Here is an 18,531-nt window from a genome sequence, read left to right as displayed (position 1 = left end):
GGTGATGTCAGTTGGTGGGTGCGCCGAGCGGCCTGGTGACTTCGGCGAAGCGCCGGATCTCGCTCTGGATGAAGGCCTTGAATTCGTCCGGCCCCTGCGGCGAGACCTCCACGCCCATCTCGGCCATGGACTTGGCGACGTCGGGCATCGCGAGCACCGCGGCAATGTCGTCGGCGAGGCGCTGCGCGATCTCGCGCGGCACGCCGGCCGGCGCCGCGAAGCCGGCCCAGTTGACGGCCTCGTAGCCCGGCAGCGTCTCGGCGATTGCCGGCCAGTCGGGGTAGAGCGGGCTGCGCTTCGTGCTGGTCACGCCGAGCACCTTGAGCTGGCCGCCCTTGACGAAGGTCTCCGCCGAGCTCGCGACCGAGAAGCCCATCGGGATCTGCCGGCCCACGATCTCGGTGTACATCTTGGCCGCGCCGTTGTAGGGCACGTGTTGCAGCTGGATGCCGGCCATGTGGTTGAGCATCTCGCCGGCGAGCTGCGCGGAAGTGCCGATGCCGTTGGAACCGAACGAAAGCCTTCCGGGCTGCTTCTTCGCCAGCGCGATCAGCTCGCGGATGTCGTTGGCCGGGAAGTCGGCCGCCGCGACCAGCGCCACCGTGTAGTAGCCGACGCGGGCGATCGGCTGCAGGTCTTTCACGCTGTCGTAGGGCAGGTCCTTGCGCTGCACGGCATTGATGCTGAGCGAGCTGCCGAGCAGGCCCATCGTGTGGCCGTCGGGCGCTGCGCGTGCGGTCGCCAGCGTGCCGATGACCACGCCGCCGCCCGGCTTGTTCTCGATGATGACCGACTGCTTCCAGCGCGCTTCCAGCCGCTCGCCGAGCACGCGCGCGAGCCGATCGGCCGCGCCGCCGGGGGGCTGGGGCAGGTAGATGCGCACGGGCTTGCTCGGGAACCCTTCTGCGCGCAGCGAGGGGGCCAGGGCCATCAGGGCCGCGGCCTGCAGCAGGCGGCGGCGCGCAGGGCCGATGTTCGTCTTCGTCATGGCTTGTCTCCATCTTTTTTCTCTCCCCGCCGGGGGAGTCAGACCCATTGTTCGGCGCGCACCGCCCGCGGGCAAATGAAAAGACATGGCCATGCCTTAACCTTTGGTTATGAACCTGCGTCACATGGAAGTCTTCCGCGCCGTCATGCTCACCGGCAGCGTGGCCGGGGCGGCCGAGCTGCTGCACGTCTCGCAGCCGGCGGTGAGCAAGCTGCTCGCCCATGCGGCGCGACAGAGCGGGTTGACCCTGTTCGAGCGCGTCAAGGGCCGCCTCGTGCCCACGCCCGAGGCGCAGCAGCTTCACGCCGAGATCGAGAACCTCTGGCGCGGCGTCGAGCGCGTTCGCGACGTCTCGCGAACACTGGCCCGGCCCGAGACCGGCACGCTGCGCCTGGCCGTCTCTGCCAGCCTGGCCTCGCACCTTGCGCCGCGCGCGGTGGCCCTGCTCTACGAGCGCTTTCCGCTGCTCAAGAGCCGCATCGAGATCCTGGTGTCGCCCATCATGGTCGATGCGCTGCTCGATCATTCCGCCGATCTTGCGATCGGCCTCCTGCCCAACGAGCATCCCAATCTGGTGACCGTCAAGAGCTACGCCTGTGGCCTGGCCTGCGTGATGCGCGAGGACCATCCGCTTGCAGCGAAGGCCCTGGTCACGCCTTCCGACCTGCGCGGCCAGCGCGTGATCACCTCGCCCGCCAGCACGCCGTACGGCCAGAGCCTGCACCGCGCCTACGGCAAGGCCGCTGCGGATCTGCGCCTGGACATCGAGGTGCGCTCCGCCACCACTGCCTGCTGGTTTGCCCAGGCCGGTGCCGGCATCGCCGTCATCGATCGCGCGGCCGTGGCGGGCCAGTCATTCACCGGGCTCGCGGTGCGGCCCTTCAAGAGCAGCGAACGGCTGGAGGTCCGCATCATCCGCAACCGTTACCGGCCGATGTCGGTGGTGCAAGAGGCCTTCTGCGACGTGTTCGACCGTGTGTGGGACGAGGCGCTCAAGACGCCCGCGTCGCCGCGAATCCAGCGCTGAGTCCCGACACGGCCCCACGACGGCGATGCCGCCGCAGTCACCGCGTCAGGCCGCGATCGAATAGCCGCCGTCGACGGGAATCGCCGTGCCTGTGACGAAGTCGGAGGCGGGGCTCGCCAGGAAGACCGCGATGCCCGCCAGATCCTCCGGCCTGCCCCAGCGTCCGGCGGGCGTGCGCGTGTTCACGCGATCCTCCAGGCCCTGCACCTGGACGCGCGCGCCGTCGGTCAGCTCGGTGCGGATCCAGCCCGGCAGCACGGCGTTGACCTGGATGTTGTCGGGCGCCCAGGAGGCCGCCATGGCGCGCGTCAGCTGCACGATCCCGCCCTTGCTCGCGCCATAGGCCGGCGCATAGGGGGCGCCGAAGATCGACATCATCGAGCCGATGTTGATGATCTTGCCGCCGCCGGCCTTCCTGAGATGCGGGTAGGCCGCGCGGCAGCACAGGAAGGCGCTGGTGAGGTTGGTGTCCATCACCTGGTGCCACTCTGACAGCGCGAGCTGGTCCACCGGCTTGCGCACGGTGGTGCCGGCGTTGTTGACCAGGATGTCGAGCCGGCCGCAGCGCTCGGCCGCCTCGTCGACGAGGCGCTGCACCGAGGCCTCGTCGCTCACGTCGGCCGCCAGCGCGAAGCTGTCGCTGCCCAGCGCGCGCAGGGCCTCGACCGCGGCGGTCGATTTTTCCGAATTGCGCGCCGCGATCACGACGCGGGCGCCCGCCTGCGCCAAGCCTCGCGCCATGCCCAGGCCGATGCCGCCATTGCCGCCGGTGACGAGGGCCGTCTTGTCTTCGAGATTGAACATGCGGCGAGTGTCGCCCGGTTTCGGCCTACGCGCCGCACTCCTCACAGGATGCGGTTGAACCAGAGCAGCGAGAGTCCGGCCGACAGCAGCGCCAGCACCGCGGCGCCGAGCGCGAACAGGGCCGAGATCTCGGTTTCCTTCTTCTCGACCGTGAGCCGCGAGCTCAGCGTGTTGTAGACCTTGGTGAGGTCGGCCGCGGTGCCCGCGTAGTAGTACTCGGCCTGCGTCTTGTTGGCGATGGCCTTGAGCGTCTCCTCGTCGAGGCGCACGCGCATCGACCAGCCTTCGAAGCCGATGGTCTCGCCGTCCACCGTGCCGATGCCCACCGTGTAGACACGCACGCCGCGCTCGGCCGCGACCTTGGCCGCGTCGAGCGGATCGACGCCGGTGGTGCGCTGGCCGTCGGTCAGCATGATGATCGCTGCCGAGGTGTAGGAACCCGGTGCCACGGGCGTGAATTCCTTGGGCGGCGGCTTGCCGGCCTGGTCGAGAGGAACGCCGCGCGTGCGGTTGCTGCTGTTGCTGTTGCCGTTGCTGCTGTTGATGCCGTTCGGGCCGAAGTTCGCGATGTCGATGCCGGCGTCCGGGAACAAGGTGGCCAGCGAGACGACGATGGCGTTGCCGGTGGCGGTGGCGCGCTGCAGCTGGAAGGAATCGATCGCCTGGACCAGGTCCTCGCGGTTGGTGGTGGGCAGCTGCGCGACGTTGGCGCTGCCCGCGAAGGCGACGATGCCGACCTTCACGTGGCGCGGCAGGTCCTTCAGGAAGGCCTTGGCCGCTTCCTGCGCTGCCACCAGCCGGTTGGGCTGGACGTCAGCCGCGCGCATGCTGCCCGAAACGTCCATCGCCAGGATGATGGTCTGCTGGTTGGAAGGCAGCACCACCACCGCCATGGGCCGCGCCGCGGCGATCAGCATCGCGACCATCGCGAGCAGGAACAGGAAGGGCGGGATATGGCGCCGCACACTCTGGCGCACGCCCATCGCCTCGCGCACGATCGACAGGCTGGCATAGCGCAGCGCCAGCTTCTTCTTGCGCCGCAACAGCCAGACATAAAGCAGCACCAGCAGCGGCACGGCAGCCAGGAGCCAGAGGAATTGAGGCCAGAGGAAGTTCATGCGGCCACCGCCTTGGGCTGGGACGAACCGGCGCGCACGCGGCGCTTGCGCATGTCGGCAAAGCGCACGATCGCTTCCACCAGGTCGTCGTTGGTCGAGAGTTCGAGCGTGTCGACGCCGACCTTGGCCAGCGTCTCGCGCAAGGTGTTTTCGCGTTCGGCAGCGAGGTGGGCGAAGCGCTTGCGGAAGGCGGCGTCGTGGGTGTCCACCCAGAGTTGCTCGCCGGTCTCTGCGTCGGTGAGCGGCACCAGGCCAAGATCGGGCAGCTCGAGCTCGAGCGGATCGAACAGGCGCACCGCCACCACCTCGTGGCGCCGCACCAGCTGCGCCAGTGCACGGTCCCAGCCCGGCTCGCTGAGGAAGTCGGACACCACGAACACGGTCGAGCGGCGCGGCATGAGCACGGCCGCGGACTTGAGCAGCTCGGCCAGGCGGGTCATCCCCTTTTGCCTGGGCTGGTCTTTCTGGGCGGCGCGGCGCTCCATCGCGTGCAGCAAGTGAAGCACGTGGCGCCGGCCGGTGCGCGGCGGAATCACCGCCTCGACGTCGTTGCCGTAGACCAGCGCGCCGACCCGGTTTCCGTGCCGCGTGAGCAGGCGCGCGATCACGCCGACGAAGCCGGCCGAGATCTCGCGCTTGGCCTTGCGCCCGGAGCCGAAGTCCACCGACCGGCTCAGGTCGAGGATGAACCAGGCCGCCATCTCGCGGTCTTCGGTGAACACGCGCACATGCGGCGTCTGCAGGCGGGCCGTGACGTTCCAGTCGATGTGGCGCACGTCGTCGTGGTGCTGGTACTCGCGCAGGTCGGCCAGGTCCAGGCCGGTGCCGCGCATCAGCGTGCGGTAGTCGCCCTGCAGCAGGCCGTCGAGCCGGCGCACCACTGTCCACTCGAGCCGGCGCAGCGCGCGCTCGGCGCCGCCGGCCGCGGCCTCGGCGGCCGCGAGCTGTTCGTCGTTGGCCGCTGGGCGGCGGCTAGGCCACCAGTTTTTCATGTTCGAGCGGCTTGGCCGGCGGCGGCACGGCCCGCATGATGCGTTCGACCACGCCGTCGGGGGTGAGGCCTTCGGACAGGCCCTCGTAGGAGAGCGTCACGCGGTGCCGCAGCACGTCGGGGACCAGGGCCGTCATGTCCTCGGGCAGCGCATAGCTACGGCCACGCAGGAGCGCCAACGCGCGCGCGCCCTCGGTCAGGTTGATGGTGGCGCGCGGGCTGGCACCGTAGGTGATGAAGCGGCGCATGTCCTTCAGCCCGTGCCGCTCGGGCGTGCGCGTGGCCGACACCAAGCGCACCGCGTATTGGATGAGCGACGGATCGACGTACACCTGCCGCGCTTCCGCCTGCAGTGCCGCAAGCTGGTCGGTGGTCGCGACCGGGCTGGCCTCGACCGCGGGGCCGATCACGCGCTCGACGATCACGAACTCTTCCTCGTCCGTCGGATAGTCGACCAGCACCTTCATCATGAAGCGGTCGACCTGCGCCTCGGGCAGCGGGTAGGTGCCCTCGGTTTCGATCGGGTTCTGCGTCGCCATCACCAGGAAGGGGCGCGGCACGCGGTGGGTCTCGCCGGCGATCGTGACCTGGCGCTCCTGCATCACCTCGAGCAGCGCACTCTGTACCTTGGCTGGCGCACGGTTGATTTCGTCGGCCAGCAGCAGGTTGGCGAACACGGGACCGAGCGAGGTGCTGAATTCGCCGGTCTTCTGGTTGTAGATGCGGGTGCCCACCAGGTCGGCGGGCACCAGGTCGGGCGTGAACTGGATGCGCTTGAAGCGTCCGCGCACTGCTTCGGCCAGCGTCTTGACCGTGAGGGTCTTGGCCAGGCCCGGCACGCCTTCGACCAGCAGATGGCCGCCCGCCAGCACGGCCACCATCACGCGTTCCAGGAAGCGGTCCTGCCCGACGACGACACGCTTGACCTCGTAGAGGATCTGCTCCATCAGCTCGGCGGTGGTGGCGGAAGGCGCGAAAGTCGATTCGGTCTCTGTGCTCATGCGGTGCTTTCTAGAGGGCTGGGCCAGGAGGGTCAGAAGGGCGGCGAACCGGCGGCCGAGGCGGCGTTCTCGATCGGTACTGCAAATCCGATGCCAATGAAGGTGCGCTGCTGCGTGGGGTTGAGGATGGCGGTGACGATGCCGAGCACCTCGCCGTTCATGTTGACGAGCGGCCCGCCCGAGTTGCCTGGGTTGGCGGCGGCGTCGAACTGGATCAGGTTCCCGAGCTCCTGCTTGCCTTCCGGCGAGCGGAAAGAGCGCTTGAGGCCCGAGACGACGCCTGCGGAAACCGACGGCCCGATGCCGAAGGGAAAGCCCACGGCGGCCACCTGGTCGCCGGGTTGCAGGTCGGCGGTCGAGCGCATCACGGCCGGGATCAGGTCGTCGGGCAGCTTCTGGGCCTGCAACACGGCCAGGTCGTTCTCGGGCTGCACGCCGGTGATGACGGCGGGTGCCTCGAGGCCGTCGGCGAAGGTGACCTTGATCTTCTCGGCGCCCGCGACCACGTGCAGGTTGGTGAGGATGATGCCCTTGTCGACGATCACAACGCCGGTGCCGACGCCACGCTCGACCTCGCCGGGCGGCTCGTCCGGCTGCGCCTCCGGCGCCTTGCCCTTGGCCATGTTGCGGCCCTGCTTCTGGGTCTGGGCTTCGGGCGTTTTCTTCTCGGGACCGTAGCCCACCACGCGCACCACCGAGGGACGGATGATCTCTGCGGCCTTGGCGGCCGGCGAGGGCAGGGTGGCGGTGTGCAGGGTGCGCAGGACGGCGGCGTCGATGTCCTTCTGCGTGTACTGGCGGATGTTCTGGCGCGGCCACAACGCGACGCTGGTGGCGGCCGACCCGATGCTGAGCGCGAGCAGCAGCGCGAAGCTGCGGCGGCCGGGCTGCCAGCCACGCTTGGCGGCAGGTGCAGCGGCCGGAGCCGATGCGTCGCCGGGGGACCCGTCGGGCTGCTGCGGCGTCCCGGCATCGGCCGCGTCATCGAGCGGCGTGCGGGGCGAGCGACTGTAGAAAGCTGGCCTGCGCATCGGGACACCTCCGGCTAAAAAAGTCCACGCGTGAGCAGGCACGGTAGCACGCTTTCCGCGCCTGTGCATGCCTTCGGGCATCATCTGCAGATGGCTGTCTTCGTCGATACCCATTGCCACCTGGATGCCCCGGAGTTCGGCGGCGAGATGCCCGCCGTGCGCGCGCGCGCGGCCCAACGCAACGTGGCGCTTTGCGTGATTCCGGCGGTGGCCGTCGCGAATTTCGCAAGGGTGCGCGAGCTCGCGCATGCGCAGGACGACGCCTACGCACTCGGCATCCATCCGCTGTGTACCAACGAGGCGCAGGATGAGCATCTTGCGCAGCTCGATGCGGAGCTCGCGCGCCGCCGCGAGGACCCGCGCCTCGTCGCAGTGGGCGAGATCGGGCTCGACTTCTTCGTCCCCGGGCTCGATCCGGCGTGGCAGGCGCACGTCTTTCACACACAGTTGCAGCTTGCCCGCAAGCACGGGCTGCCGGTGATCATTCATGTGCGTCGCTCGGTGGACCAGGTGCTCAAGCATCTGCGCCAGGTGGCGCCCGAGGGGCATTGGCACGGTATCGCCCACGCCTTCAACGGCAGCATTCAGCAGGCGCAGGCCTGTCTCGCGCTCGGGTTGAAGCTGGGCTTTGGCGGTGCCCTGACCTTCGAGCGCGCGCTGCAGCTGCGCCGCCTCGCGACCGAGCTGCCGCTGGAGGCGATCGTGCTCGAGACCGACTCGCCCGACATCCAGCCCCAGTGGCTCTATCGCACGCAAGCGCAGCGCGCCGCGGGCGAGCCGCAGGGCCGCAACGAGCCCGGCGAACTGCCCCGCATCGCCGAGGTCCTGGCAGGGCTGCGCGGGATCACGGTCGAAGCACTGGCCGCAGCCACCACCCACAACGCGGTCGACGCGCTGCCGCGTCTGTCGGCGCTGATGGGCGTGTCGGCAGATCGCCGGGGAAGCACGTAGGCCGATGACGCAAATTGCGCGACCGGGTCTCGGGGTGCGCTTTTGATGTCATCCTCGCCGGCCTGTCGCCGTTGCAAGGAGGTGGCAAGTTCGTCACTCCAACTCCAAAGGACCTTTCCCATGAAGACATCATCGATTCGCTGGGTGCCCGTCGCGCTGGCGCTGTCTTTGGCCACCCTCGGCCTGTCGGCCGCCGCACAGACGCAGCCCGCGCCAAGCGCACAGCCGAGCACGGTCGAGAAGGCGGAGAACACCGGCGAGAAGGCCTGGGATGCCACGAAGAGCGGCACCAGGAAGGCCGTGAACGCGACCGAGAGCGGCGCCAAGAAGACCTGGACCGGCACCAAGAAGACCAGCAAGAAGGCCTGGAACGCCACCAAGCGCGGCACCAGGAAGGCGGTGGATACGACAGAGAACGTCGCCGGCAAGGCCGGCACGGCCGTGAGCAACACCGCGACAGCCGCCGCCGACAAGACGCGCCAGGTGGGCGACAAGATCGGCGAGAAGATTCCGGGCACGGCCCAGAACGAAGCTGCGAAGAAGCCCTGATCCGGTTCGAGGCGCCTGCGAAAACCCGCCATCGGCGGGTTTTTTTACTTCTATGCTCACGAGCCTGATGAATCGACCCGACGTGTTTCCGTTGCAGACGCAAGCCGTGCTCACCGGACTGGCGCCCATCGTGTCGGAAGCCACGGTGCTGTTGATTCTCGGCAGCTTTCCAGGCGCCCGGTCGATCGAGCAGCAGCAGTACTATGCGCACCCACAAAATCAATTCTGGAGAATCTTGCAAGCCATCTGGCCTCATAACCCGCTGCCTACGGGGGGCGACAGCTATCAGAGGCGCAGCGACTGGCTGCTCGCGCGCGGGCTCGGCGTGTGGGACGTGTACGGGCGCTGTCGGCGAGAGGGCAGCCTCGATGCGGCGATCCGCGACGCCGTGCCGAACGACATCGCCAGCCTGCGCCTGCCGGCTCTCGCCGCCATCGCGCACAACGGCGGCGAGAGCTTCAGGCATGCGCGGCACACGCGCACGCTGGGCGTGCCGGTGCATCGCCTGCCCTCGTCCAGTCCCGCGCATGCATCGTGGAGCTTCGAACGCAAGTCGGCGGCATGGCGCGAGGTGATCGCGCAGTACCTGCCCGTCCCATGAAGCGCGCCTTGCCCGAGGTCAACTTCTCCGACTTCGGGGATGTGCGCTACCTGCACCTGGGCACCGAATGGGTCCAGGGCTCGATGAAGCTGGATGCGCCCTTCGAGATCGAGCTCGAGTACGTGCAGCGCATGATGGCCTGGCTGCTCTTCGTCGACCCGGCGGACGTGGCCAAGCGCCACGCCATGCAGCTGGGCCTGGGCGCCGCCAGCCTCACCAAGTTTTGCCGCAAGGCGCTGCGCATGCGCACCACCGCCATCGAGCTCAACCCGCAGGTGGTGGCGGCCTGTCGCGGCTGGTTCAAGCTGCCGGCCGACGACGCCAGGCTGCAGGTGGTCGTGGCCGATGCGCAGACCGAAATCCGCAAGGCCGCGTGGCAGGGCACGGTCGATGCGCTGCAGGTCGACCTCTACGACCACGAGGCCGCGGCGCCGGTGCTCGACAGCGAGGACTTCTATGCCGACTGCCGCCGTCTGCTGACCGAGGACGGCTGCATGACGGTCAATCTCTTCGGCCGGTCCTCGAGCTACGAGCGCAGCGTCGAGAAGATTGCTGCCGCATTCGGCGAGAAGGCGCTGTGGGCTTTCCGGCCGACGCGCGAAGGCAACACCATCGTGCTGGCCCAGCGCAGTCCGAGCCGGCCCAAGCGGCCCGAGCTTGCCGAGCGCGCCCAAAGCATCCAGACTCGCTGGGGCCTGCCTGCACCGAAGTGGCTGCGGGTGTTCAAACCGATTGCCGACCGATGAGCGCAGTGACTTCTCCCGCATCCGCCGCGTCTGCCCGTCCCGAAGGGCCGCTCAACCTGCGGCACCTGATCGAATGGCTTGCCAAGGACCGCGTGATCTCGCCCGAGGAGGCCAAGCGCACGATGACGCGGTGCGCGCAGGCCGAGAGCCGCCAGCCCCCGCTGGTGCGCCTGGCCAATGTCGCGATGACGCGGCAGGCCGATGGCAAGCCGCTCGATCTGGAGATGCTGACCGAATGGCTGGCCGGCCGCGCCGGGCTGGCCTACCTGCGCATCGACCCGTTGCGCGTCGATGTCGGCAAGGTGGCCGACACCATGAGCGCCGCCTATGCCGAGCGCCACAAGGTGCTGCCGGTGCAGGTCACGCCGACCGAGGTGGTGGTGGCGACGGCCGAGCCCTTCCTCACCGACTGGATCGCCGAGGTGGAGCGCCAGTCCCGCCGCCAGGTGCGGCGCGTTGTGGCGAACCCGACCGACATCCAGCGCTACACCGCCGAGTTCTTCTCGCTGGCAAAGTCGGTGCGGGCGGCGCAGAAGGCCGGCGGCAGCGCGGGCGGCGCGAGCTTCGAGCAACTGGTCGAGTTGGGCAAGAGCAACAAGCAGCTCGACGCCAACGACCAGAGCGTGGTGCAGGTGGTCGACTGGCTATGGCAGTACGCCTTCGACCAGCGGGCCAGCGACATTCACCTGGAGCCGCGGCGCGACCAGGGCGTGATCCGCTTCCGGATCGATGGCGTGCTGCACCCGGCCTACCAGATGCCGATGGGCGTGATGAATGCGATGGTGTCGCGCATCAAGCTGCTGGGGCGCATGGACGTGGTCGAGAAGCGCCGCCCGCTAGATGGACGGATCAAAACCCGAAGGCTTCGGACCCCCACGCTCGGCGCTGACGCGTCCTCCCTGCCCCCCGAGGGGGCTCCGCCTCGGGGCGGCCCGTCAGCGGCTGCCGCGTACGACGAGGTCGAGATGCGGCTTTCGACCTTGCCCACCGCCTTCGGCGAGAAGATGGTGATGCGCATCTTCGACCCCGACACGGCGGTCAAGGATCTCGATGCACTGGGCTTCGCGCAGCACGACGCGCAGCGCTGGGAGCAGTTGGTGACGCGCCCGCACGGCATCATCCTGGTGACCGGACCGACCGGCTCGGGCAAGACCACCACGCTCTACTCGACGCTCAAGCGGGTCGCGACGGAGGAGGTCAACGTCAGCACCATCGAGGACCCGATCGAGATGATCGAGCCCTCCTTCAACCAGACGCAGGTGCAGCCGCAACTGGACTTCGGCTTTACCGAAGGCCTGCGCGCGCTGATGCGGCAGGACCCGGACATCATCATGGTGGGCGAGGTGCGCGACCTCGCCACCGCCGAGATGGCGGTGCAGGCCGCGCTCACCGGCCACCTGGTCTTCAGCACGCTGCACACCAACGACGCGCCCAGCGCGATCACGCGGTTGATGGAGCTGGGCGTGCCCAACTACCTGATCAACGCCACCATGCTCGGCGTGCTGGCGCAGCGACTGGTGCGCACGTTGTGCCCGCATTGCAAGGCGCCCGACGAGAGCGTCACGCGCGAGCAGCTCGGCGCGTTCGTCAAGCCCTGGCAGATCACCGGCTCGGTGCGTGCGTACAAGCCGGTCGGCTGCGTCGATTGCCGCATGACGGGCTACCGCGGCCGCATGGGCCTGTACGAGCTGCTCACCGTGAGCGAGCCTTTCAAGACGCTGGTCGACAAGGAGCCGAACACGGTGGCGCTGCGGCACCAGGCCGTGGTCGACGGCATGCGGCCGCTGCGCCTGGCCGGTGCCCTGCGCGTGGCCGAAGGGCTGACCACGGTGGATGAAGTGCTGAGCGCCACACCACCGCTCGAATAGCGCAGCCTGCGCGGCTGTCCCTCCGGAGTAACCCTCGCCTCACGTTAGGTGGTATCCACATCGATCCTGACCGGGAGCTGACCTCACAATCCGCTGTTCGAAATTTTTCGAGGGGCAGTTCGTGAAAATCAAAAGTCAGAAAGACTTTTTTGCGGGTCTGATGTTCACCGTCGTCGGCATTGCCTTCGCATGGGGAGCGACGACCTACAACGTCGGCACCGGCGCCCGCATGGGTCCCGGCTACTTTCCGTTGATGTTGGGCATCCTGCTCGGTGTTCTTGGGATCATCGTGATCTTCACCGCGCTGGCCATCGAGACGGTGGACGGCGAACCGGTGGGCAAGATCGCCTGGCGACCGCTGGCCTTCATCATCGGCTCCAACCTGATCTTCGGCATCCTGCTGGGTGGCCTGCCCAGTGTCGGGCTGCCGGCCATGGGGCTGATCGCCGCCATCTACGCGCTGGTGCTCGTCGCGGGTCTCGCGGGCGAGCAGTACAGCGTCAAAGCAAGCCTGGTCCTCGCCACCATCCTGGCCATGGGCAGCTATGTCGCCTTCGTGGTCCTGCTCAAGCTGCAGTTCCAGGTCTGGCCTACCTTCATCACCGGCTGAGAGCAAGCGTCATGGATCTCATCAACAACCTGACCATCGGCTTCACCGCGGCCGTCACGGTCCAGAACCTGATCTACGCCTTCGTCGGCTGCCTTCTTGGCACGCTGATCGGCGTGCTCCCGGGCATCGGCCCGGTCGCCACCATCGCCATGCTGCTGCCGGCCACTTACGCGCTGCCGCCCGTGGCCGCGCTCATCATGCTGGCAGGCATCTACTACGGCTCGCAGTACGGCGGCTCCACCACCGCCATCCTGGTCAACCTGCCAGGCGAATCGTCATCGGTGGTGACGGTGATCGACGGGCACCAGATGGCCAAGCAGGGGAGGGCCGGTCCAGCCCTCGCGGCGGCCGGCCTGGGCTCCTTCTTCGCAGGCTGTGTCGGCACCCTGATCCTGGCCGCCTTCGCGCCGCCCCTGACCGAGCTGGCCTTCAAGTTCGGCCCGGCCGAGTACTTCTCGCTGATGGTGCTGGGCCTGATCGGCGCCGTGGTGCTCGCCTCGGGCTCGCTGCTCAAGGCCATCTGCATGATCGTGCTGGGCCTGCTGATCGGGCTGGTCGGCACCGACGTGAACTCGGGCGTGGCGCGCTACAGCTTCGATATTCCCGAGCTCACCGACGGCATCGGCTTCATCGTGATCGCGATGGGCGTGTTCGGCTACGGCGAGATCATCGCCAACCTGTCGCGTCCCGAGGAAGAACGGCAGGTCTTCACCGCCGAGGTGCACGGGCTCTGGCCGACCAAGGCCGACTTCAAGAACGGCTTCCCCGCCGTCCTGCGCGGCACGGCGCTGGGCTCCTCGCTCGGCATCCTGCCTGGCGGTGGCGCGCTGCTGTCGGCCTTCGCGGCGTACACGCTCGAGAAGAAGATGAAGCTCAAGGCGGGCGAGATTCCCTTCGGCAAGGGCAACATCCGCGGCGTGGCCGGCCCGGAGGCGGCCAACAACGCGGGCGCGCAGACTTCCTTCATCCCGCTGCTGACGCTGGGCATTCCGCCGAACCCGGTGATGGCGCTGATGGTCGGCGCGATGACCATCCACAACATCCAGCCCGGCCCGCAGGTGATGACCAGCAACCCGGAGCTCTTCTGGGGGCTGATCGCCTCGATGTGGATCGGCAACCTGATGCTGATCATCCTGAACCTGCCGCTGATCGGCATCTGGATCAAGCTGCTGTCGATTCCTTACCGCTGGCTGTTCCCGGCCATCGTGCTGTTCTGCGCGATCGGCGTGTACTCGACCAACAACAACACCTTCGACGTCTGGATGGTGGCGATCTTCGGTGTGGTGGGCTACATGTTCATCAAGCTCGGCTGCGAGCCGGCGCCGCTGCTGCTGGGCCTCATCCTGGGGCCGATGATGGAAGAGAACCTGCGGCGCGCGCTGCTGTTGTCTCGTGGCGCGTGGAGCGTGTTCGTCACGCGGCCGATCTCGGCCGGGCTGCTGGTCGCGGCTGCGCTGATGGTGGTGATCGTGTTGCTGCCCGCGGTGAAGTCGAAACGCGAGGAAGCCTTCGTCGAGGCCGACTGAAGCGGTTCGCTTCGCTTCGCCGAGCGGCGCCTTCGGGCGCCGTTTTGCTTTTGAACGGACCCGGCCCTGAAGCCTCAGAATCTGACCCATGAAGCTGAAGAGATCCTCCTTTCTTCGCGCCGGCGCCCTCGCGCTGTGCGCCACTGCATGGCCCGCCGCGTTCGCGCAGCAGTCCTATCCCAACAAGCCGATCCGCCTGATCGTGCCTTTCCCGGCCAGTGGTGCCACCGATCTTTTCGCGCGCACCCTGTCGCAGAAGATGGGCGAGAAGCTCGGCACGACGCTGGTGATCGACAACAAGCCGGGTGCCGGCGGCGCGATCGGTTCCGACCTCGCGGCCAAGGCGCCGGCCGACGGCTATACGCTGCTCCTGGCCACCACCAGCACGCATTCGATCGGGCCCGCGATCAACCCGAAGCTCCCCTACGACACGGTGCGCGATTTCGCGCCCATCGCGCATGTGGGCGATGCGCCCAGCATCATGCTGGTGCCCAACAGCTCGCCGGCGAAGACGGTGCGCGAATGGATCGACTACGCCAAGAAGAACCCCGGCAAGCTCAACTACGCCTCCAGCGGCAACGGCACCATCGTCCAGCTCACGGCGGAGCTCTTCAAGTCGCAGGCCGGCGTGTTCGTCACCCACATTCCCTACAAGGGCACGGCGCTCGCGATTCCCGACCTGATCAGCGGCAAGGTGGACGTGCTCTTCGACGCGCTGCCTACCGGCATGCCACACGTGCGCGACGGCCGCCTGCGCGCCCTGGGGGTGACCTCGCTGAAGCGCAGTCCGCTGGCACCCGAGCTCCCGGCGATCGCGGACGTGCTGCCGGGCTTCGAATCGAACACCTGGTTCGGCCTCTACGGGCCGAAAGGACTGCCGGCCGACCTCGTCGCGCGCGTCAATGCCGCGGCCAACGAGGCGGTGAGCGATCCGGAAGTGCGCGACAAGCTTTCCAGGTTGGGCATCGAGCCGGCCACCGGAACGCCCGCGCAGTTCGCGGCGATGGTGGCGCAGGACGCTGCCAAGTGGAAGAAGATCATCATCGAACGCAAAATCATCAGCGAGTGAAGCCATGAAGTTTGACTACGCCAACCTCTACTCCTCCACCCGCATCCCCATCTTCGCGCGCAACGTCGTCTCGACCTCGCACCCGCTCGCCGCCCAGGCTGGCCTTCGCATCCTGCAGCAGGGCGGCAATGCGGTCGATGCCGCCGTCGCGACCGCAGCCGTGATGACCCTTGTCGAGCCGGTGAGCAATGGCCTGGGCAGCGATGCCTTCTGCATCGTGTGGGACGGCGAGAAGCTGCACGGGCTCAATGCCTCGGGCTGCTCGCCGGCCGCCTGGACGCCGGAGTACTTCCTGCGCAAGTACGGCAAGGACGCCCGGACGCCGCCGCAACGCGGCATCGATTCGGTCACGGTGCCCGGCGCCGTGGGCAGCTGGGTCGCGCTGTCCGAGCACTTCGGCAAGTTGCCCTTCGAGGACCTGATGGCGCCAGCGATCGAGATCGCCGAGCGCGGCTACCTGGTGCCGCCCGTGGTGCAGCAGAAGTGGGCCGCCGGCACGCCGATCCTGCAATCGCAGCCTGGCTTCGGCGAAGCCTTCCTGCCCTGGGGCCGCGCGCCCGAGGTCGGCGAGCTGTTCCGCTTTCCGGCCGCGGCCCGCGCGCTCAGGGCGATCGCCACCACCAAGGGCGCTGCCTTCTACAGCGGCGAGATCGCCGAGGCCCTGGAAAAGTTCTCGAGCGCCCAGGGCGGCAGCCTCAAGGTGCGCGACCTCGCGAACTGGAAGCCGGAATGGGTGGCGCCGATCGCGCAGGACTACCGCGGCTACACCGTGCACGAGATGCCGCCCAATGGCCAGGGCATTGCGGCACTGATCGCGCTGGGCATCCTGCAGAACTTCGACATGGGCTCGATGCCGATCGACTCGGTGGCCGCGCAGCACCTGCAGATCGAGGCGATGAAGCTGGCCTTCGCCGACACCTACCGCTACGTGTCGGACCCATCGTCGATGGAGGTGTCCCCGCTGCAAATGCTCGACGGCGCGTATCTCGCCTCCCGTGCCAGACTCATCGACGTGAACAAGGCACAGGACTTCAAGGCCGGCAACCCGGTCAAGGGCGGCACGATCTATCTCACCGCGGCCGACGAGAGCGGCATGATGGTGAGCTTCATCCAGAGCAACTACATGGGCTTCGGCTCCGGCTGCGTGGAGCCGTCCTTCGGCATCAGCCTGCAGAACCGCGGGCACGGCTTCAGCCTGGACGCCAACAGCCCCAACGTGGTGGAGCCGCGCAAGCGCCCCTTCCACACCATCATCCCGGCCTTCCTGACGAAGGACGGGCAGCCGGTGATGAGCTTCGGCGTGATGGGCGGGAACATGCAGCCGCAGGGCCACATGCAGACCCTCGTCCGTATGCTGGACCATGGCCAGAACCCGCAGGCCGCTTGCGACGCGCCGCGCTGGCGCTTCAACCATGGGCTGGAGATCAACGCCGAAGGGGCGATGAAGCCGGAACTCGTGCAAGGCCTCGGCGCGCTCGGCCACAAGGTCGAGGTGATCAACGATTCCTACCAGGACTTCGGCGCCGGCCAGTTCATCTGGCGCGCAGGCGATCCGGCAGTGGAAGGCTACGTGGCGGCGAGCGACGCGCGCCGCGACGGCCTCGCCGCCGGGTTCTGATCGCCGATGTCCTCTGTTCAGGCCGCTACCGGACCCCACGCGTACAGGCACCTCGGCCCCGGCCTGGCGCTTGCCTCTTTGGGCGCCATCGCCTTCAGCGGCAAGGCCATCATCGTCAAGCTGGCCTATCGCTACGGGGTGGACGCGGTCACGCTCATCATGCTCCGCATGCTGTTCGCGCTGCCGCTGTTTGCGCTCATGGCATGGTGGGCGGGGCGCGGCAAGCCGCCGCTCACGCGGCGCGACTGGTTGGGCGTGATGGGGCTGGGCTTCTCCGGCTATTACCTGTCCAGCTTTCTCGACTTCGCCGGCCTGGCCTACATCACGGCGAGCCTTGAGCGGCTCATGCTCTACCTCAACCCGACGCTGGTGCTGCTGTTCGGCTGGATCGCCTACCGCCGCCGCATCACGCGCTGGCAGATGGCCGGCATGGCGATCAGCTACGCCGGCGTGCTGCTGGTCTTCGGCCATGAAATGAGCCTCGGCCAGTCCAGCGCGGCTGCCTGGGGCACGCTGCTGGTGTTCCTGAGTGCGGTGAGCTACGCGATCTACCTGGTGGCCAGCGGCGAGTTCGTCAAGCGGCTCGGCTCGCTCCGGCTGGTCGGGCTGGCGACCGGCGTGGCCTGCGTGTTGTGCATCATCCAGTTTGTTCTGCTGCGCCCGTTGGACACCGTTCTGCAGTTGGCGCCCGAAGTGATCTGGCTCTCGGTGCTCAACGCGACCGTCTGTACCGCGCTGCCGGTGCTGGCGGTGATGATGGCCATCGAGCGCATCGGCCCCGCGATGGCCGCGCAAACCGGCATGATCGGGCCGATGTCGACCGTCGTGATGGGCGCGCTGATCCTCGGCGAACCCTTCACAGCGTGGATCGCGGCCGGCACTGCGCTGGTCATCGCCGGCATCTTTGTGTTCACACGAACGGGATGACACTCTCCCCCAGGTTGGCCCACTTCGTGTGGCCGCCTACCCCCTCACCGGGGGCAACACCAGCGGCCCGGCAAAGCCGGTTCCGCGGTGTTCCCCCGATCGGCCGCGACAGTCCCCACTGTCGCGACCCACACGAAGCGTCAAGGAGCAATCGATATGGATCTGGGAATCACAGGCCGCACGGCCCTGGTGTGCGGTGCCAGCAAGGGGCTTGGCTACGGGTGCGCGGAGGCGCTGGTGCGCGAGGGCGTGAACGTGGTGATCGTGGCGCGCGGTGCCGAGGCGTTGGCCGAGGCGGCGAAGAAGATCGAGGCCGCGGCCCGTGCGGGCGGGCCGTGGGTGAGGCCGGTGGCCGCCGACATCACCACGCCCGAGGGCCGCGCCTCGGCCTTTGCGGCGCACAAGGACTACGACATCGTCGTCACCAATGCGGGCGGCCCGCCGCCGGGCGACTTCCGTGACTGGGACCGCGAGGCCTGGATGAAGGCGGTGGATGCCAACATGCTCACGCCCATCGAGCTGATCAAGGCCACGATCGACGGCATGGCGGCGCGCGGCTTCGGGCGCATCGTGAACATCACCTCGAGCTCGGTGAAGGCGCCGATCGACATCCTCGGCCTGTCCAATGGCGCCCGCAGCGGGCTCACGGGCTTCGTGGCGGGCGTGGCGCGCAGCGGGGTCGCGGCGCGCGGCGTGACGCTCAACAACCTGCTGCCGGGCGCCTTCGAAACCGACCGCCTCAAGGGCACGATGGCGGGCGCTGCCAAGAAGTCGGGGCAGGACTTCGATGCGGTGTGGGAGAGCCGCAAGAAGACCATCCCGGCGAAGCGCTTCGGCACGCCGGAGGAGTTCGGCGCGATCTGCGCCTTCCTGTGCAGCGTGCAGGCGGGTTATCTGAATGGTCAGAACATCCTGGCGGATGGCGGGGCCTACCCAGGGACCTACTAGGATTCTTGGCGATCCGCTTTGATCGCTTTGCTGCAGGGGCGGGCCGCCCCGCACATCCGTGGGCACCTTTGCGAGGAGACGGTGCGCCGACGAGAACAGCGCCCCGCCGAACTGATCCGCCCACGCGCGGGCATTTCGTGCGGCCCAGCACCGGATCT

General features: G+C 68.1%; 18 protein-coding genes. 12 read left to right on the top strand and 6 right to left on the bottom strand.

Annotation, left to right across the window (positions count from 1 at the left end):
- Positions 1-7 precede the first annotated feature (7 nt).
- The gene (locus tag G3W89_RS23005; protein WP_162576334.1) at positions 8-988 is read right to left on the bottom strand and encodes a tripartite tricarboxylate transporter substrate binding protein; all 981 of its coding nucleotides are present in this window, start codon (positions 986-988) and stop codon (positions 8-10) included.
- Positions 989-1,112: 124 nt separating this feature from the next.
- Here G3W89_RS23005 and G3W89_RS23000 point away from each other — a divergent pair, with 124 nt between their 5' ends.
- Positions 1,113-2,015, top strand: a complete 903-nt coding sequence (locus tag G3W89_RS23000; RefSeq protein ID WP_232076695.1) for a LysR substrate-binding domain-containing protein — start codon at positions 1,113-1,115, stop codon at positions 2,013-2,015.
- A gap of 45 nt (positions 2,016-2,060) precedes the next feature.
- Here the strand turns inward: G3W89_RS23000 and G3W89_RS22995 are convergent, their stop codons facing one another.
- The 5 genes from G3W89_RS22995 to G3W89_RS22975 are packed head-to-tail and all read right to left on the bottom strand — an operon-like array spanning position 2,061 to position 6,960.
- Positions 2,061-2,819 (bottom strand): SDR family NAD(P)-dependent oxidoreductase, encoded by a 759-nt coding sequence (locus tag G3W89_RS22995; RefSeq protein WP_162576332.1) that lies wholly within the window; start codon positions 2,817-2,819, stop codon positions 2,061-2,063.
- Between the two features lie 41 nt (positions 2,820-2,860).
- Positions 2,861-3,937, bottom strand: coding sequence for a VWA domain-containing protein (locus G3W89_RS22990; RefSeq protein ID WP_162576331.1), 1,077 nt, complete (start codon positions 3,935-3,937; stop codon positions 2,861-2,863).
- The gene (locus tag G3W89_RS22985; protein ID WP_162576330.1) at positions 3,934-4,929 is read right to left on the bottom strand and encodes a DUF58 domain-containing protein; all 996 of its coding nucleotides are present in this window, start codon (positions 4,927-4,929) and stop codon (positions 3,934-3,936) included. Before G3W89_RS22985 ends, G3W89_RS22990 begins: the two co-directional genes overlap by 4 nt.
- Positions 4,910-5,929 (bottom strand): AAA family ATPase, encoded by a 1,020-nt coding sequence (locus G3W89_RS22980; protein WP_162576329.1) that lies wholly within the window; start codon positions 5,927-5,929, stop codon positions 4,910-4,912. Before G3W89_RS22980 ends, G3W89_RS22985 begins: the two co-directional genes overlap by 20 nt.
- Positions 5,930-5,961: 32 nt before the next feature.
- Positions 5,962-6,960 carry a S1C family serine protease gene (locus tag G3W89_RS22975; protein ID WP_162576328.1) on the bottom strand — a complete coding sequence of 333 codons (999 nt, stop codon included), beginning with the start codon at positions 6,958-6,960 and terminating at the stop codon, positions 5,962-5,964.
- Positions 6,961-7,050: 90 nt separating this feature from the next.
- Here G3W89_RS22975 and G3W89_RS22970 point away from each other — a divergent pair, with 90 nt between their 5' ends.
- The 11 genes from G3W89_RS22970 to G3W89_RS22920 all read left to right on the top strand — a co-directional run bounded on the left by G3W89_RS22970 (position 7,051) and on the right by G3W89_RS22920 (position 18,373).
- On the top strand, positions 7,051-7,911 hold the full coding sequence (locus tag G3W89_RS22970) for a TatD family hydrolase (protein ID WP_162577613.1): 861 nt from the start codon (positions 7,051-7,053) through the stop codon (positions 7,909-7,911).
- A 120-nt stretch (positions 7,912-8,031) separates the two neighbouring features.
- Positions 8,032-8,460, top strand: a complete 429-nt coding sequence (locus tag G3W89_RS22965; protein ID WP_162576327.1) for a hypothetical protein — start codon at positions 8,032-8,034, stop codon at positions 8,458-8,460.
- Positions 8,461-8,527: 67 nt separating this feature from the next.
- Entirely contained in the window at positions 8,528-9,061 is a 534-nt protein-coding gene (locus G3W89_RS22960; protein WP_162576326.1) for a DNA-deoxyinosine glycosylase, read from the top strand.
- Positions 9,058-9,807, top strand: coding sequence for a spermidine synthase (locus G3W89_RS22955; RefSeq protein ID WP_162576325.1), 750 nt, complete (start codon positions 9,058-9,060; stop codon positions 9,805-9,807). The genes G3W89_RS22960 and G3W89_RS22955 overlap by 4 nt, the downstream gene beginning before the upstream one ends.
- Positions 9,804-11,675 carry a GspE/PulE family protein gene (locus G3W89_RS22950; RefSeq protein ID WP_162576324.1) on the top strand — a complete coding sequence of 624 codons (1,872 nt, stop codon included), beginning with the start codon at positions 9,804-9,806 and terminating at the stop codon, positions 11,673-11,675. The genes G3W89_RS22955 and G3W89_RS22950 overlap by 4 nt, the downstream gene beginning before the upstream one ends.
- Before the next feature lie 121 nt (positions 11,676-11,796).
- Positions 11,797-12,285 carry a tripartite tricarboxylate transporter TctB family protein gene (locus tag G3W89_RS22945; protein ID WP_162576323.1) on the top strand — a complete coding sequence of 163 codons (489 nt, stop codon included), beginning with the start codon at positions 11,797-11,799 and terminating at the stop codon, positions 12,283-12,285.
- A gap of 11 nt (positions 12,286-12,296) precedes the next feature.
- Complete coding sequence (locus tag G3W89_RS22940; RefSeq protein ID WP_162576322.1) at positions 12,297-13,811, top strand: tripartite tricarboxylate transporter permease; 1,515 nt, start codon at positions 12,297-12,299, stop codon at positions 13,809-13,811.
- 94 nt (positions 13,812-13,905) lie between these two features.
- Entirely contained in the window at positions 13,906-14,880 is a 975-nt protein-coding gene (locus G3W89_RS22935) for a Bug family tripartite tricarboxylate transporter substrate binding protein (protein WP_162577612.1), read from the top strand.
- Positions 14,881-14,884: 4 nt separating this feature from the next.
- Entirely contained in the window at positions 14,885-16,498 is a 1,614-nt protein-coding gene (locus G3W89_RS22930) for a gamma-glutamyltransferase family protein (protein WP_162576321.1), read from the top strand.
- 6 nt (positions 16,499-16,504) lie between these two features.
- Entirely contained in the window at positions 16,505-17,425 is a 921-nt protein-coding gene (locus G3W89_RS22925; protein ID WP_162576320.1) for a DMT family transporter, read from the top strand.
- A 156-nt stretch (positions 17,426-17,581) separates the two neighbouring features.
- Positions 17,582-18,373: an SDR family oxidoreductase gene (locus G3W89_RS22920; protein WP_162576319.1), complete on the top strand. Its 792-nt coding sequence runs from the start codon at positions 17,582-17,584 to the stop codon at positions 18,371-18,373.
- Positions 18,374-18,531: the final 158 nt, after the last annotated feature.

Origin of the sequence: Variovorax sp. PBL-H6 (genome assembly GCF_901827155.1) — a bacterium.
Taxonomy (GTDB): Bacteria; Pseudomonadota; Gammaproteobacteria; order Burkholderiales; family Burkholderiaceae_C; genus Variovorax.
The sequence above is the reverse complement of the archived record's forward strand: the minus strand, read 5'-3'. Positions and strand labels throughout refer to the sequence as shown.

Excerpts from the sequence above, each read along its gene's own strand:
- G3W89_RS22995 (WP_162576332.1), bottom strand. The coding sequence starts at position 2,819 with ATGTTCAATCTCGAAGACAAGACGGCCCTCGTCACCGGCGGCAATGGC.
- G3W89_RS22965 (WP_162576327.1), top strand. The coding sequence starts at position 8,032 with ATGAAGACATCATCGATTCGCTGGGTGCCCGTCGCGCTGGCGCTGTCT.
- G3W89_RS22920 (WP_162576319.1), top strand. The coding sequence starts at position 17,582 with ATGGATCTGGGAATCACAGGCCGCACGGCCCTGGTGTGCGGTGCCAGC.
- G3W89_RS22970 (WP_162577613.1), top strand. The coding sequence starts at position 7,051 with ATGGCTGTCTTCGTCGATACCCATTGCCACCTGGATGCCCCGGAGTTC.
- G3W89_RS22960 (WP_162576326.1), top strand. The coding sequence starts at position 8,528 with ATGAATCGACCCGACGTGTTTCCGTTGCAGACGCAAGCCGTGCTCACC.
- G3W89_RS22955 (WP_162576325.1), top strand. The coding sequence starts at position 9,058 with ATGAAGCGCGCCTTGCCCGAGGTCAACTTCTCCGACTTCGGGGATGTG.
- G3W89_RS22940 (WP_162576322.1), top strand. The coding sequence starts at position 12,297 with ATGGATCTCATCAACAACCTGACCATCGGCTTCACCGCGGCCGTCACG.
- G3W89_RS22975 (WP_162576328.1), bottom strand. The coding sequence starts at position 6,960 with ATGCGCAGGCCAGCTTTCTACAGTCGCTCGCCCCGCACGCCGCTCGAT.
- G3W89_RS22930 (WP_162576321.1), top strand. The coding sequence starts at position 14,885 with ATGAAGTTTGACTACGCCAACCTCTACTCCTCCACCCGCATCCCCATC.
- G3W89_RS22985 (WP_162576330.1), bottom strand. The coding sequence starts at position 4,929 with ATGAAAAACTGGTGGCCTAGCCGCCGCCCAGCGGCCAACGACGAACAG.
- G3W89_RS22950 (WP_162576324.1), top strand. The coding sequence starts at position 9,804 with ATGAGCGCAGTGACTTCTCCCGCATCCGCCGCGTCTGCCCGTCCCGAA.
- G3W89_RS23005 (WP_162576334.1), bottom strand. The coding sequence starts at position 988 with ATGACGAAGACGAACATCGGCCCTGCGCGCCGCCGCCTGCTGCAGGCC.
- G3W89_RS22990 (WP_162576331.1), bottom strand. The coding sequence starts at position 3,937 with ATGAACTTCCTCTGGCCTCAATTCCTCTGGCTCCTGGCTGCCGTGCCG.
- G3W89_RS23000 (WP_232076695.1), top strand. The coding sequence starts at position 1,113 with ATGGAAGTCTTCCGCGCCGTCATGCTCACCGGCAGCGTGGCCGGGGCG.
- G3W89_RS22980 (WP_162576329.1), bottom strand. The coding sequence starts at position 5,929 with ATGAGCACAGAGACCGAATCGACTTTCGCGCCTTCCGCCACCACCGCC.
- G3W89_RS22925 (WP_162576320.1), top strand. The coding sequence starts at position 16,505 with ATGTCCTCTGTTCAGGCCGCTACCGGACCCCACGCGTACAGGCACCTC.